The organism is Geomonas sp. (assembly GCF_035254065.1).
Taxonomy (GTDB): Bacteria; Desulfobacterota; Desulfuromonadia; order Geobacterales; family Geobacteraceae; genus Geomonas.
The window spans coordinates 16,555-31,269 of sequence record NZ_DATFBA010000028.1; the positions used below are offsets into that span (position 1 = coordinate 16,555).

Here is a 14,715-nt window from a genome sequence, read left to right on the forward strand (position 1 = left end):
GACTTTCTCCTCGATGTAATGTTAAATCCGCTGATATTTTTTAACTTAAGGCGAGGGCGCTTCCAACATGAAAATCCTAACTGGCACCAGACTGCTGGTGCTGTCTGGCTTGCTGTCTCTGACACTGATCTCAGGGTGCGGCAGCTCCACTTCCAAAAATTCCGCTTCCACCAGCGAAAACGTCTTTTATTCCTATGGGGTTTTCCAAGACCAAAACAACGATCTGTGGGCCGCAGGTTACAACGGCTATGGCCAGTTGGCTAATGGAAGCCTCGCCAATATCGCTGCGTTTGCTCCCATCAGCGACCCCTTAGTGAAGGATACCCTTCTGCATGCCGCTGGTTATTCCTCCGGAGCCAACCACGTGCTCGCCTTTGATAACACCACCGTTTGGGCGTGGGGAAGCAACTTCTCGGGAAGGCTCGGAATCGCGGGGCTCGCCACCTCGGGATCGAAAGCCTACAGCTTCATCCCCTTGCAGGTACCCACGATATCCAATGTCGGTAAGGTTGTTGGCGTTGCCGCCGGATGGAAGCACTCACTTGCTGCCATCGTGGTCTCCGGCGTCGGGAAGGTCTATGGCTGGGGGGACAACACCTATGGCCAAGTGGGGTACGGGTTTCCCGTCACCCAATGGGACCTTCCCATCAACGTCTCCGTTCCAGGCGATGTCGTGGAGGTGGCCGCTGGTGGTGGCCATTCCCTCGCGCGTACCAGCGACGGCAAGGTCTATGGCTGGGGGTACAACTTCTACGGCCAGGCTGGACAGCTAAACATCGCCAATAACAATGCCATCTATGCAACCCCCTATCCGGTTCCCCTCCCTACCACGGTGGGTGGGACGCCTCGCGTGGCGACACAGATCGCGGCCGCCGGCAGCTACAGCTTGGCAGTGTTACGGGATCCTACCACTGACGAAGGCACCATCTGGGGGTGGGGCTACGGTCTCTACGGCCAACTGGGACTGGGTGTGAATTCTCTTGGTGCTCCCATCGCCGTCACGGCGCAGGTGGTGCAGGATGATCTCAACAAGTTTTATCCGGTAAAAAAATCAGACGGCACCACTCTTGTTTTTCAGAACCTCAGCTCGGCATCCATCCGCCAGAAGGTGGCCCCCGGCCAGCTGCACGTGCTGGCGCTGGTTTTGGGCAGCGATGGCAAGGGGCATGTGTACTCCTGGGGCGATAACGAGAAGGGGCAACTGGGCATCAGTACCGATCCCAACCGCACCAAGCCTGACGGCTCCCCCGACCCCGGCGAGGCCCAGGTCACCTTCTGGAACGAGAGCGCGCAAGAGGCGACGATTCTCAAAGGGCTCATCGCCAGTTCGACACAGGGAGTCACCGATGTCTATGCCATCGGCAACACGTCGTACGCCAAGATCAACAATCACTGGTACGGCTGGGGGGACAACAACTGGGGGCAACTCGGTCGAACCATCCCGACCAACACGGTATCCTACATCCTGAAGCCGATTTCGCTCCTGCTGGACCCCAGTACAGGGCCGCTATAAGGCTGCGTCGGCTTGCCTCCCGCAGCCGGCGGTTCCCCCTAATTCCCCTTGACTAATCGCGCCCATGTGGGCTAATTTGACGGATTGTTCCACAGTCCACGACGCGAGAAAGGTTGATCAGATAATGGAAGAGTTGAGCGAGCTGTTGCTGCAGAGAAGACGCAAGGTTGATGCACTCTGGGAGGCGGGGATCAACCCGTATCCCAACGATTTCCGGCCGGAGCACACCTCGGCCGATGTTCGTGCCGCTTACGGCGACAAGGAAGTGATCGAGGAGAACCCGCAGCGGTTCGTGCTGGCCGGCCGCATCCTGGCCCGCCGCTCCTTCGGCAAGGCCGCCTTCGTCCAGATCCAGGACCGCAAAGGGCGCGTCCAGCTCTACCTGAAGAAGGACACCCTGGGTGAGGAGCTCTTCGCTGAGTTCGAGAACTACGACATCGGCGACATCGTCGGCGTCTCCGGGACCCCGTTCCGCACCCAGAAAGGCGAGCTCACCGTCGCCTGCGACACCATCCGCCTGCTGACCAAGTCGCTCTTGCCGCTTCCCGAGAAGTTCCACGGCCTCACCGACGTGGAGACCCGCTATCGCCAGCGCTACGTCGACCTGATCGTGAGCCCGGACGTGCGCGAGGTCTTCTTCAAGCGCTCCCGCATCGTCTCGCTCATCCGCGAGTTCATGACCCGCCACGACTTCCTGGAAGTGGAAACCCCCATGATGCAGCAGATCCCCGGGGGCGCCGCCGCCAAGCCGTTCATCACCCACCATAACGCGCTGGACATGGACCTCTACCTGCGCATCGCCCCGGAACTGTACCTGAAGAGGCTGGTGGTGGGCGGTCTCGACCGCGTCTTCGAGATCAACCGCAACTTCCGCAACGAAGGGATCTCGGTCCGCCACAATCCCGAATTCACCATGATGGAGTTCTACCAGGCTTACGCAACCTTCGAGGACCTGATGAACTTCACCGAGGAGCTCCTCTGCCACGTGGCCCAGGAGGTGCTGGGCACCCTGGACTTCACCTACGGCGGCGTGCCGATCAGCTTCCAGCGCCCCTGGCAGCGCTTCACCGTCAAGGAGGCGATCGTCCACTTCGGCGACATCGACGCCAAGAGCCTGGAGGATCGCGACCTCGCCCTCACCTACGGCAGGAAGCTCGGCCTGGAACTCTCGGACGATATCGGCTACGGCAAGCTGATCACCGAGATATTCGAGGAGGTCGCCGAGACCAAGCTGATCCAGCCGACCTTCATCACCGCCTATCCCACCGAGGTCTCTCCGCTCTCCAGGAAGAACGACCACGATCCCGAGATCGTGGACCGCTTCGAGTTCTTCTGCGCCGGCCGCGAGATGGCCAACGCCTTCTCCGAGCTGAACGACCCGCGCGACCAGAAGGAGCGCTTCCTCGCCCAGGTGGCCGCCAAGGCCAAGGGTGACGAGGAGGCGCACTACATGGACGAGGATTACATCCGCGCCCTGGAGTACGGCCTGCCGCCGACCGCCGGCGAAGGGATCGGCATCGACCGCCTTGTCATGTTGTTGACCGACTCCCCCTCGATCCGCGACGTCATCCTGTTCCCGCAGCTAAGGAAAGAGGCGAAATAGATGCCATTCGAGCTCTTCATAGGGCTTAGGTATCTGAGGGCCAAGCGCAAGTCGACCTTCATCTCCCTGATCACCCTCATCTCGGTGGCCGGTGTGGCGCTGGGCGTCATGGCGCTCATCATCGTCCTGGCGGTGATGACCGGCTTCGAGGAGGACCTGAAGGAGAAGATCCTCGGTACCAACGCGCATGTGGTGATCCTCAGCACGAGCGGCGCCATGGACGACTACCACCCGCTGCTCGACAAGGTGCGCAAGATGGACGGCGTGGTGGCCGCCACCCCCTTCATCTACAACCAGGTGATGCTCTCCTCGGGCAGGAACGTTTCCGGGGTGGTGCTGCGCGGTATCGACGTGGCCACCGATGCCAAGGTGACTAACCTGCACAAGTCGATGGTGGAGGGAAATCTCCAGAAGCTGGAAGATCCCACCGCCAAGACCCCGGGGGTGGTGGTCGGCAAGGAGCTCGCCAAGAACCTGGGGCTCTTCGTGGGCGACACCATCGACGTGATCTCGCCGATGGGGAACATCACCCCCTTCGGGATGATGCCCAAGTTGCGGCACTTCAAGCTGGTGGGAATCTTCAACACCGGCATGTTCGAGTACGACTCCACCCTGGCTTACGTCTCGCTGGACGAGGCGCAGCAGTTCCTGGGGATGGGGGACGTGGTGACCGGCGTCCAGCTCAAGGTGCGCGACGTCTACAAGACCGGTGCCCTGGTCCAGAAGCTCAACAGTACCCTCGGCCCCTCCTACCATGCCCGCGACTGGATGCAGATGAACAAGAACATCCTGTTCGCCCTGAAGACCGAGAAGAGCGTGATGTTCGTGATCCTGACCCTGATCGTGCTGGTGGCGGCCTTCGGCATCGCCTCCACGCTGTTCATGGTGGTCATGGAGAAGACCCGCGACATCGCCATTCTCAAGTCGATGGGGGCCACCAGTCGGAGCATCATGCGCATCTTCGTCTTCGAGGGGGTCATCATCGGTGTGTTCGGGACCGCCGTCGGCGTCCTGAGCGGCCTGTTGGTGGCGCTCAACCTGGAGCCGATCGTCGGCTTCATCCAGAGGATGACCGGCTTCGAGCTGTTCAGCAAGGACATCTACTACCTCGACCACTTCCCCTCCCGGGTGATCCCGTCGGACGTGCTTTTGATCAGCGTGACCGCCGTGCTGATCTCCTTCATCGCCACCCTCTATCCCTCGTGGGCCGCCTCGCGCATGGCCCCGGCGGAGGCGCTGCGCTATGAGTAGCCTTCTGGAGGTGAAAGACCTCTACAAGACCTACGGCAACGGAGCCAAGGTCGAGGTGCTGAAGGGGATCAACCTGGCAGTCGGGCAGGGGGACACCATCGCCCTGGTCGGCCCCTCGGGCGCCGGCAAGAGCACCCTCCTGCACGTCATGGGGACCATCGACCGTCCCACCTCAGGGAAGGTGCTCTTCGATGGACAGGACATCTTCAACCTCTCCGATCAGCCGCTGGCCGCCTTCCGCAACAAGTCGATCGGCTTCGTCTTCCAGTTCCACCACCTGCTCCCCGAGTTCACGGCGCTGGAGAACGTGATGATGCCCCTGCTGATCGGCGGGGAGAAAAGATCTAAGGTCGAAGGAAGGGCGCGGGAACTTCTGACCAGCGTCGGTCTCGCCCACCGGGTGACCCACCGGCCGGGAGAACTGTCGGGCGGGGAGCAGCAGCGGGTCGCCATCGCGCGCGCCTTGGTCCGCTCGCCGCGGCTGCTTTTGGCGGATGAGCCGACCGGCAACCTGGACATGAAGACCAGCGAAGAGGTGCATGACCTGCTCTACTCGATCCAGAAGGAGACCGGCATCTCGCTGGTGATCGTGACCCACAACGAGCGGTTGGCCGCCGGTATGGCCCGCACCATCCGCCTGGTGGACGGCAATATCGTGGAGGCGGGGTAAGGTACTCATCCTGACCCGGTCTTTTTGATTGGGAGTCGAGTGACGGTTGGAGTGGGGGGATCCCGTTCGTGCTGAGCCTGTCGAAGTACGAACTCCAACTTTTATCGACACGAAGTGCCGTGTGAGTTTCACACACCCTTCGACAGGCTCAGGGCGAACGGCCTCTGGCGGTCGTGAGGAGTGGTTGAACGATGAGGCTTCCCTCACCCCGGCCCTCTCCCGCAGGGCGAGGGGGAGTTGGTAGAGGGCGGATAGAGCTTTTGTAGGTGCTGTACTATTCTGTATTGATGTTCTGGGGGGGCTTTGCAGCGTACATTTATTTCAGCCACGATCGCCGTGCAGGTATTGACCTGTTCGGTGACCGCGTTCGCCGAGGCCGAGAAGCCTGTAGTCGACAAGGTCGCCGCCGATAAGGTCGCTTCAGACAAGGCCGCAGCGGATAAAGCCGCTCCGGACACCACAGCCGCTGCTCCAGCTTCCACTCCGACGACTGCCCCGGCTGCCACCCCGGCAACTGCTCCGGCTGCTGCTCCGGCTGCTGCTCCGGCTGCTACTCCGGCTGCTACTCCGGCTGCTCCCGCTCCGGCCGAGAAGGCCGCTGCTCCTGTCGCCGAAGAGAAGGTCACCTCGGTCGTCGTGAAGGGGAACCACCGCATCGAAACCGCCGCCATCATGCAGGCGGTGAAGGTCAAAGCGGGCGAAATGCTGGACCGCGAGAAGGTGGACGCCGACATCCGCGCCATCTACAAGCTCGGTTACTTCCGCGACGTGCAGGCCCGCACCGAGCAGGTGGCCGCCGGGGTCGCCCTCGAGTATGTGGTGCAGGAGCGTCCCATCGTCCGCGAGATCAAGGTGGAAGGTGCGAAGGAGATCAAGCCGGACAAGATCCGTGAAACCATGGAGGTCAAGCCTAACACCATCTTCTCCAACAAAGAGCTGCAAAAGAGCATCAAGAAGGTGAAGAAGCTCTACATGGACGACGGCTACTACCTCGCCGAGGTGGAAGGAAGGATCAGCCAGCGCTCGGACACCGAGATCAACGTCATCATCAGTGTCAAGGAAGGGAACAAGATCCTGATCAAGACGATCAGCTTCGACGGCAACCGCGCCTTCCCGGACAAAAAGCTGAAGAAGAACATGGAAACCGGCGAGCAGTGGTGGCTTTCCTGGCTCACCGGGGCAGGCACCTACAAGGAAGAGGTGCTGAAAAACGATACCGCCCTGATTGCCGATCTCTACCTCAACAACGGCTACATCAACGTCAAGGTGGGCGAGCCCAAACTGGAGCTGCTCCCCGACAAGAGCGGGCTCAGGGTCACCATCGGGATCACCGAGGGCGAGCAGTACCGGCTGGGCACCATCGCTTTCAAAGGTGAGCTCCTGGAACCGGCCGACGTGCTGACCAAAAAGCTGAAGGAAAAGACGGGGCAGATTTTCAGCCGCGCCGACCTGCGCACGGACGTCTACACGCTGACCGACTTCTACGCTGACAAGGGGTATGCCTTCGCCAACGCCTCTCCGCTCACCAACGTGCACCCGGAAACGCGCACGGTGGACATAACCTTCGACATGGAGAAGGGGACCCTCGTTCATATCGACCGGATCAACATCACCGGCAATCCCAAGACTCGCGACAAGGTGGTGCGTCGCGAACTGAGGCTCGCCGAGGGGGATCTGTACAGCTCCACCGCCATCAAGAAGAGCAAGCAGAGCCTGATGAACACCGGCTTCTTCGAGGAGGCCAACCTGGTCACCGCCAAGGGGAGCAGTACCGAGGTGGTCGACCTGAACGTGGACGTCAAGGAGAAGCCGACCGGCACCTTCAGTATCGGCGCCGGTTACAGCTCGCTGGACGGCGTCATCGGCCAGGGCTCGATCTCGCAGGCGAACTTCCTGGGGTTGGGGCTCAAGGCCACCGCCTCGGTCGCCATCGGTGCCAAGTCCAAGACCTACAACCTTGGGATGACCGATCCGTACTTCCTGGATTCCCACTGGACCTTCGGCGGCGACGTCTATCGCAACGAGCGGCAGTACGTCGACTACACCAGGCGGGCCACCGGCGGCGACATCAAGGCAGGCTATCCGCTAAGCGACACCTTGAGCACCTTCTGGCTTTACAAGTTGGAGCATAAGGAGATCTACGACCTTTCCACCTCGTTCCTGGACGCCATCCATTCCGGCGCGGCGGTGGCCCCCGAGGGAAGCTCAGTCACCAGTGCCATCCAGGCGAGCCTGACCAACAACACCACGGACTACCACCCCGACCCCACCTCGGGTTGGATCAACACGGCTTCCATCGAGTTCGCGGGCATCGGGGGGAGCAACCGGTTCCTGCGCTACGTAACCGAGCACACCTTCTTCTACCCGGTCGGCCTCGGCACGGTGGCATCGATACGCGGAACTTTCGGGTACCTCCAGTCCCTTGGTAAGGACATCCAGATCGACGAGAAGTTCTACCTCGGCGGGATCGGCACCCTGCGCGGCTATTCCCCCAGGACGGTCTGTACCGTCACGCAGACCCTGGCGACCAGCTCTGACGCCTTGGGCATCGGGAACAGCAATCTAAAGCCTGTCTACCTGGGAGGCACGGTCGAGGCGGTGGCCAACCTGGAGTACACCTTCCCGCTCATCAAGGAGGCCGGACTGAAGGGGGTCATCTTCCTGGACGGCGGCAACGCCCAGAACGGCTTCAGCAACACGTTCCAAGGCCTTTTGGGCAGCTACGGCGCCGGCATCCGCTGGTTGTCGCCGATCGGGCCGCTCAGGCTCGAGTACGGCATCCCGATCAACCCGCGCCCGAACATCGACAGCGCGAGCGGCCGGTTCGAGTTCTCCATCGGGACCATGTTCTAACAGGCAGGTGCCAGTCTTAGGGCCCGGCACCAATTTCAAATACACAAGCCTTACGGCAAGGAGCACGACATGAAACGTTTCCTCATCGGTTTAATCCTGGTGCTGGCACTCCCCCTCTCCGCCCTGGCCGCCGACGGCGCCAAGATCGGCTCGGTCGACATCCAGAAGGTCCTGCTGATGTCCGACGCGGGCAAGGATGCCAAGGAGCAGTTGGGTCAGAAGGCCGCCAAATACGAGGCTGAGAAGAACAGCAAGGAAAGCGAGCTGAAAAAGCTCAAGGGCGAGTTGGAGAGCCAGGGCTCGATGTTGAACGACTCCGCCAGAAGCGGCAAGGAGCGCGACTACCAGCAGAAGCTCAAGGATTACCAGCGCTTCCTCAAGGATGCCCAGGAGGACCTGCAGGCCAAGAACGACGAGTTCACCGGCCGCATCGTCGACGAGATCGTGAAGGTGTCCCAGGCCTACGGGCGCCAGCACGGCTTCACTGCCATCTTCGTGAAGAACGAGACCATGATCTACCTCGACCCGGCCGCCGACGTGACCGAAGAGGTGCTCAAGTCCTTCAACGCTTCCCGCAAGAAATAGCAAGCGTTCCAGCTTCTCACCTCCCAAATCGAAAGTTGGAGATGTCCTTCGACAGGCTCAGGACGAGCGGGTTTGGGGGGAGATGTTAAGAATCCGTTTGTGCTGAGCCTGTCGAAGCATGGACGCAAGTAGTGGCTTCAAGAGGGGAATATGAAGAAAACGCTGCAGGAAATTGCCGATTATCTCGGTGGCACGGTGGGCGGCGATGGCAATGTGGTCATCGGCGGCCTGGGTACCCTGGACGACGCGGGCGAGGGACAACTCACCTTCCTGGCCAACCCCAAGTACGCGGCCAAGGTGGCGACCACCAAGGCCTCGGCGGTGCTGCTCCCGCAGGGGGCGAACCCGCACGGGCATAACGCGATTTTCCACGCCAACCCGTACCTCGCCTTCGCGAAGCTCTTGACCCTCTTCTACACGGCGCCCGCCGCCCCCCTCGGGGTCCTCCCCGGCGCCTTCGTGGCGGACGGTGCCAAGATCGGCGCCGACGTCACCATCTACCCGGGCGCCTGCGTGGCTCCCGGCGTGGTGGTCGGCGACCGGGTCACCCTCTACCCCGGCGTGGTGCTCCATCCGGGAGTGGTACTGGGGGACGACGTCACCTTGCACGCCAACGTGAGCGTCCGCGAGCGCTGCCGGATCGGCAGCCGGGTGACCATCCACGACGGCACCGTGATCGGCTCGGACGGCTTCGGCTACGCGCCGGACGGCAGGTCCTGGTACAAGATCCCCCAGATCGGCGTCGTGGTGATCGAGGACGACGTGGAGATCGGCTCCAACTGCGTCATCGACCGGGCGGCGCTGGAGGTGACCAAGATCAGCCGCGGCACCAAGATCGACAACCTGGTGCAGATCGCCCACAACTGCGTGATCGGCGAGGACTGCATGATCGTCTCCCAGGTCGGCATCTCCGGTAGCACCCAGGTGGGCAACCATGTTATCATGGGCGGTCAGGTCGGCCTGGCCGGGCACATCAAGATCGGCGACAACGTGATGATCGGCGCGCAGTCCGGCGTCCCCAACAGCGTGGCAGCCAACCAGGTAGTGAGCGGCAGCCCGGCGATCCCGCACCGCGAATGGCTGAAGGTCTCCGGACTGGTCCCGAAGCTCCCCGATTTCAGGAGGACCCTGAGCGCGCTGGAGAAGCGGGTGGCCGAGCTGGAGAAGCAGCTGAAGGGCGGGGAGAGCGAGGAGTAGGCCCGCTGGATGTTGAAAGTCCCCCTTTATCAAGGGGGGGACGTCGTAGCGGGAGGTCACCGCTGATTCGGTTTAAGTTGACACCGCGGGACGCTTTGGCTCCACGCGATATTTATGATTTCATAGGAGGCGGCTTTGCTTGACATAGTTCAAATCATGGAGATCCTGCCGCACCGCTACCCGTTCCTCTTGGTCGACAAGGTGCTCGACCTGGAGGTGGGGAAGCGGATCGTGGCCATCAAGAACGTAACCATGAACGAACCCTTCTTCCAGGGGCACTTCCCGGGGCACCCGGTCATGCCGGGGGTGCTGATCATCGAGGCGATGGCACAGTCGGTCGCCATCATGGCCTACCTCGCCGAAGGGGAGGGGGCTACCGAGAAGGTGAGCTACTTCATGGCCATCGACAACGCCCGCTTCCGCAAGCCGGTCAAGCCGGGCGACACCCTCCGCATCGAAGGGGAGACCATCTTCCACAAACGCGGCGTCTGGAGCATCGGCTGCAAGGCGTACGTCGGTGATGTCCTGGTGACCGAAGCGGAACTTAAGGCGACCCTGGCTGCCAAATAGCCGGGAGGCCTACGGAGAATAATATGATCCACAGCAGCGCAGTCGTTTACCCCGGCGCCCAGATCGCCGAAGACGTCGAGATCGGGCCCTTCGCAGTGATCGGGCCCCACGTCAAGATCGGCAAGGGGACCAAGATCGGCCCCCACGCGGTCATCGAAGGGTGGACCGAGATCGGCGAGAACAACAACATCTTCCACATGGCTTCGGTCGGCGCCATCCCCCAGGACCTCAAGTACAAGGGTGAGGAGACCTACCTGAGGATCGGCAACGGCAACACCATCCGCGAGTTCGCCACCCTGCACCTGGGGACGGTGACCGGGGACGGCGAGACCACCGTGGGCAACAACAACCTCTTCATGGCCTACTCGCACGTCGCTCACGACTGCCACATCGGCTCCAACGTGGTGATGGCGAACTCGGCTACCCTGGCCGGGCACGTGACCGTGCAGGACTACGCCATCCTGGGTGGGCTGTGCGCCATCCACCAGTTCGTCACCGTGGGCGAGAGCGTCATGATCGGCGGCGGCTCGCTGGTCGGGCAGGACATCCCCCCCTTCACCATCCTGACCGGCGAGGGGAGGGAGCAGAAGCTCAGGGGGCTCAACCTGATCGGCCTCAAGCGGCGCGGCTTCCCCGAAGAGGAGGTCTCCGCCCTCAAGAAGGCCTACCGCATCCTGGCCTTCTCGGGGCTGAAGCTCTCCGAGTCGCTCGACAAGATGAAGACCGAGGTCCCCCAGACCCCCGCGGTGCAGCAGTTCATCACCTTCATCGAGAACGCCAAGCGCGGCATCTGCAAGGCCGAGCGGTAGGGAAGGCGCCGGGAAAGCGCCTACAGAACGCTTCCGTCTTACACCAGCTGAGGCTAAGATTCGCCCGGGAGTAACTTTCCTGGCGGCCTTAGCCTCGACTGCTTTTATCGAATACGGCTTTAGGTTTTCCTTAACGAACCCGGAGTTACCTTGTCCGAAAGAAAGACAGTGATGATCGTGGCCGGCGAGGCCTCGGGCGAGATGTACGGCGCCAACATCGCCAAGGAGATCCGGGCGCTCGCGCCGGATACCCGCTTTACCGGCATGGGGGGCGACCTGATGCGCGCCGCCGGGGTGGAGACGCTGTGGGACGCCAACGTGATGGCGGTCATGGGGCTCTTCGAGGTGGTGGGGCACCTCCCCACCATCGCCAAGGGGTTCACCGTCCTCAAGAAGCGGCTGCAGAGCGATCCCCCCGACCTGTTGATCCTGATCGACTACCCCGACTTCAACCTGCGGCTCGCCAAGGTAGCCAAAAAGGCGGGGGTCAAGGTCCTCTACTTCATCAGCCCGACGGTCTGGGCCTGGCGCAGCGGCAGGGTGGTCGGCATCGGCAAGGTGGTGGACAGGATGGCGGTGCTCTTCCCCTTCGAGGTCCCCTTCTACGAGAAGGCCGGCATCCCGGTCAGCTTCGTGGGGCACCCGCTGGTGGACATGGTGCGCCCGGAACTCTCCCGCGACGAGGCGCTCAAGTCGCTGGGGCTCGATCCCTCCCGGCGGACGGTGGGGCTCTTCCCCGGCAGCCGCAAATCGGTGATCAAGCGGATGCTGCCGGTGGTGCTGGAATCGGCGGCCCTGCTGACCGAGCGGATGCCGGACCTGCAGTTCGTGCTGCCGCTTGCCTCCTCGCTGCGTCCGGAGGACCTCGCCCCCTACCTGCAGGGGAACTCGCTGCAGATCTCGGTGATCTCTGGCCGAAACCACGACCTGATGACCGGCTGCGACGCGGCCATCGCGGTCTCCGGCACGGTCATCATGGAACTCGCGCTGGTGGGGGTCCCCAGCGTGCTTATCTACAAGGTATCGCCGCTCTCCTACGAGATCGGCAAGCGGGTCATCAACGTCCCCCACATCGGCATCTGCAACATCGTGGCCGATAAAAGGGTGGTCAAGGAACTGATCCAGCACGAGGCGGAGCCGATGGCGATCGCCGACGAGATAGACGACATACTTAACGAACCGGGCTATGCGGCCGGCATGAAAGAAGAGCTGGCCGGGATCAGGGTCAAGCTGGGAAGCGGCGGAGCCCTGGGCCGGGTGGCCCGACTCGCCATGGAGATGATGTAAATGCAACGAGTGCAGCAACAAGGAAGGAAGGTTTTTTTCAGACTCCTCGGTTACAGCCGCCCCTACGCCTGGCGCATCGCGCTTGCCGCAGTGGGCTCTTTGGGAGTGGGGGGGATGGACGGCGCCATCGCGTACCTGGTGGAGCCGGTGCTGAAGAAGATATTCTCCGGGCAGGACATGAGGATCTTCTACCTGCTGCCGTTCGGCATCGTCTTGATGTTCATGCTGCGTGGCCTCTGCCGCTATACCAACGACTACTTCATCTGCACGGCGGGCCAACTCGCGGTGCAGGATGTGCGTAACGAGGTCTACGACCGCCAGATGCACTTAAGCCTCGGCTTCTTCCACCGCCACGGCGCCGGCTCCCTGATGTCGCGGGTGCTCACCGACGTGGGGATGATGCAGGACGGGGTCGCCCAGGTCATCAACGGCCTGTTCCGTGACGTCATCTCCTCGGTCTCGCTTCTGTGCGTGCTCTTCTACCGCGACTGGAAGCTCGCCCTCATCTCCATCGTGGTCATCCCGCTCACCGTGCTCCCCGCCCAGAAGATCGGCAAGCGGATCAAGACGCTGGCCAAGGTCGGCCAGGAGAAGATCGGGGTGATCGCCTCCGTGCTGCAGGAGACCTTCTCCGGCATCAAGGTGATCAAGGCCTTCGGCCTGGAGGACCGCGAGGTGGAGCGCTTCAAGCGCGCCAACAAGGACTACTACCTGTTGGCCAGGAAGAACATCAAGTACAACGGCCTCTCCACCCCCATCATGGAGTTCGTCACCTCCTTCGGCATCGCCGCCGTGGTCTGGGTGGGGGGCTCCAGCGTCATGCACGGGCAGAAGAGCGCCTCCGAGTTCTTCTCCTTCATCACCGCCATGGCGCTCTTCTCCAACCCGATCAAGAGGCTGATCGGCTCCTACAACACCATGCAGCGCGCCATCGGCGCCGCCGACCGGGTCTTTGAGATCATCGACGAGAAGCCGGAGATCGTGGATGCCCCGGACGCCCAGGACCTCGGGCGGGCCAACGGTGAGATCGAGTTCAGGAACGTCTCCTTCCGGTACGAGGACGACTACGTGCTGCAGAACGTCAGCCTCAAGGCGTCCCGCGGCGAGGTGATCGCCCTGGTGGGACCCTCCGGCGGCGGCAAGACCACCCTGGTCTCCTTGATCACCCGCTTCTACGATCCCAACGACGGTGCCGTCCTGATCGACGGGGTGGACATCCGCAAGCGGACCCTGAAGAGCCTCTTGGACCAGGTGGCCCTGGTCGACCAGGAGACCATCCTCTTCAACGACACCATCGCCAACAACATCCGCTACGGCAGCACCTACGCGACCGACGCCGAGGTGGAGGCCGCCGCGCGCGCAGCCTACGCGCACGACTTCGTGCTGGAACTGCCGGAAGGGTATGAGACCAACATCGGCGACCGCGGGGTCAGGCTCTCCGGCGGCCAGCGGCAGCGCATCTGCATCGCCCGCGCCATCCTGAAGAACGCCCCCATCCTGCTCCTGGACGAGGCGACCAGCGCGCTGGACACCGAGAGCGAGATCATGGTGCAAAACGCCCTCAACAACCTGATGAAGAACCGCACCACCCTGGTGATCGCCCACCGGCTCTCCACCATCACCCATGCCGACCGCATCGTGGTGATCGAGAAGGGGACCGTCGCCGAGGTTGGCAGCCATCAGGCGCTTCTGGAGAACGAGGGGATCTACAGCCGTCTGCACGGCATGCAGTTCAAAAGCTAGATTTCGGTTTACTTGATCGAGCCTTTCGGTTTAACCTACCGGAGCGTTTTTATTTGCCACCACCTTCCCTCTGCCAACTTCTCCCTCTCCTTCAAGGAGAGGGTCGGGGTGAGGATGGGGTCTCCTTCTCCTGGAGGAGGGGCGCTCCGCCGAAGGTCATCGCTAGTCGCACGTTTTTCTGCCTTTCCTCCGTGACCTCTTCAAAATCCCCTGGTGGTCAGGTCAGTTTTCTCGTTGGGAGTACCACTTGCCGAAAAAGATCCGTTGGAACTTGGAGACAGCGCTTTTCCTGTCCTTGTCCTTCGTCCTCGCCATCCTTCCCGGGAGGCTGGGCCTTTGGACGGGGGCCACGTTGGGGAAGCTTTTTTTCCATCTCCTGAAGGACCGGCGGCAGGTCGCCATCGACAACATCGCCGATAGCCTCCCCTTCTTAGAGAAGCAGCCTGGCTGGCAGCCGCGCTCGGCCTATTCCATCGCCCTGGAAACCTTCGAAAATCTCGGCCGCTGCGTGGTCGAGGCCTGCAAGCTCTACCACGGACGCGGCCAGCGGATGATCGACGCCGTCGAGTTCCGCGGCATCGAGCACTACCACGACGCCATGGCCAAGGGGAAGGGGGTCGCCTTCATCACCGCC

The 14,715-nt window shown here is 62.1% G+C and carries 12 protein-coding genes; all 12 read left to right on the forward strand.

The annotated features are described in order from the left end of the window. The first annotated feature begins 67 nt into the window (after positions 1-67). On the forward strand, positions 68-1,513 hold the full coding sequence (locus tag VJ604_RS01630) for an RCC1 domain-containing protein (protein WP_324079639.1): 1,446 nt from the start codon (positions 68-70) through the stop codon (positions 1,511-1,513). Between the two features lie 124 nt (positions 1,514-1,637). Then, positions 1,638-3,116 (forward strand): lysine--tRNA ligase, encoded by a 1,479-nt coding sequence (gene lysS, locus VJ604_RS01635; protein WP_324079640.1) that lies wholly within the window; start codon positions 1,638-1,640, stop codon positions 3,114-3,116. Next, complete coding sequence (locus VJ604_RS01640) at positions 3,117-4,367, forward strand: lipoprotein-releasing ABC transporter permease subunit (RefSeq protein WP_324079641.1); 1,251 nt, start codon at positions 3,117-3,119, stop codon at positions 4,365-4,367. Next, positions 4,360-5,037, forward strand: coding sequence for an ABC transporter ATP-binding protein (locus VJ604_RS01645; RefSeq protein ID WP_324079642.1), 678 nt, complete (start codon positions 4,360-4,362; stop codon positions 5,035-5,037). Before VJ604_RS01640 ends, VJ604_RS01645 begins: the two co-directional genes overlap by 8 nt. Positions 5,038-5,373: 336 nt before the next feature. Further along, positions 5,374-7,890, forward strand: coding sequence for an outer membrane protein assembly factor BamA (gene bamA, locus VJ604_RS01650; RefSeq protein ID WP_324079643.1), 2,517 nt, complete (start codon positions 5,374-5,376; stop codon positions 7,888-7,890). Between the two features lie 69 nt (positions 7,891-7,959). Further along, positions 7,960-8,475, forward strand: coding sequence for an OmpH/Skp family outer membrane protein (locus VJ604_RS01655; RefSeq protein WP_324079644.1), 516 nt, complete (start codon positions 7,960-7,962; stop codon positions 8,473-8,475). 150 nt (positions 8,476-8,625) lie between these two features. Then, positions 8,626-9,672: a UDP-3-O-(3-hydroxymyristoyl)glucosamine N-acyltransferase gene (gene lpxD, locus VJ604_RS01660; protein ID WP_324079645.1), complete on the forward strand. Its 1,047-nt coding sequence runs from the start codon at positions 8,626-8,628 to the stop codon at positions 9,670-9,672. 135 nt (positions 9,673-9,807) lie between these two features. Further along, positions 9,808-10,242 carry a 3-hydroxyacyl-ACP dehydratase FabZ gene (gene fabZ, locus VJ604_RS01665; RefSeq protein WP_324079646.1) on the forward strand — a complete coding sequence of 145 codons (435 nt, stop codon included), beginning with the start codon at positions 9,808-9,810 and terminating at the stop codon, positions 10,240-10,242. 23 nt (positions 10,243-10,265) lie between these two features. Then, positions 10,266-11,051, forward strand: coding sequence for an acyl-ACP--UDP-N-acetylglucosamine O-acyltransferase (gene lpxA, locus VJ604_RS01670; protein ID WP_324079647.1), 786 nt, complete (start codon positions 10,266-10,268; stop codon positions 11,049-11,051). 171 nt (positions 11,052-11,222) lie between these two features. Further along, on the forward strand, positions 11,223-12,338 hold the full coding sequence (lpxB, locus tag VJ604_RS01675; protein ID WP_324079649.1) for a lipid-A-disaccharide synthase: 1,116 nt from the start codon (positions 11,223-11,225) through the stop codon (positions 12,336-12,338). After that, positions 12,339-14,081 carry a lipid A export permease/ATP-binding protein MsbA gene (gene msbA / locus VJ604_RS01680; protein ID WP_324079648.1) on the forward strand — a complete coding sequence of 581 codons (1,743 nt, stop codon included), beginning with the start codon at positions 12,339-12,341 and terminating at the stop codon, positions 14,079-14,081. It abuts the gene before it with no gap. Positions 14,082-14,376: 295 nt separating this feature from the next. Then, positions 14,377-14,715 (forward strand): LpxL/LpxP family acyltransferase (locus VJ604_RS01685; protein ID WP_518517898.1); only part of this gene is annotated, 339 nt, incomplete at its 3' end.

What these genes read in the sequence shown, in the direction of transcription:
- VJ604_RS01640 (WP_324079641.1), top strand. Translation starts at nt 3,117, where the DNA reads ATGCCATTCGAGCTCTTCATAGGGCTTAGGTATCTGAGGGCCAAGCGC.
- VJ604_RS01655 (WP_324079644.1), top strand. Translation starts at nt 7,960, where the DNA reads ATGAAACGTTTCCTCATCGGTTTAATCCTGGTGCTGGCACTCCCCCTC.
- lpxB (WP_324079649.1), top strand. Translation starts at nt 11,223, where the DNA reads ATGATCGTGGCCGGCGAGGCCTCGGGCGAGATGTACGGCGCCAACATC.
- lpxD (WP_324079645.1), top strand. Translation starts at nt 8,626, where the DNA reads ATGAAGAAAACGCTGCAGGAAATTGCCGATTATCTCGGTGGCACGGTG.
- lpxA (WP_324079647.1), top strand. Translation starts at nt 10,266, where the DNA reads ATGATCCACAGCAGCGCAGTCGTTTACCCCGGCGCCCAGATCGCCGAA.
- lysS (WP_324079640.1), top strand. Translation starts at nt 1,638, where the DNA reads ATGGAAGAGTTGAGCGAGCTGTTGCTGCAGAGAAGACGCAAGGTTGAT.
- VJ604_RS01645 (WP_324079642.1), top strand. Translation starts at nt 4,360, where the DNA reads ATGAGTAGCCTTCTGGAGGTGAAAGACCTCTACAAGACCTACGGCAAC.
- msbA (WP_324079648.1), top strand. Translation starts at nt 12,339, where the DNA reads ATGCAACGAGTGCAGCAACAAGGAAGGAAGGTTTTTTTCAGACTCCTC.
- VJ604_RS01630 (WP_324079639.1), top strand. Translation starts at nt 68, where the DNA reads ATGAAAATCCTAACTGGCACCAGACTGCTGGTGCTGTCTGGCTTGCTG.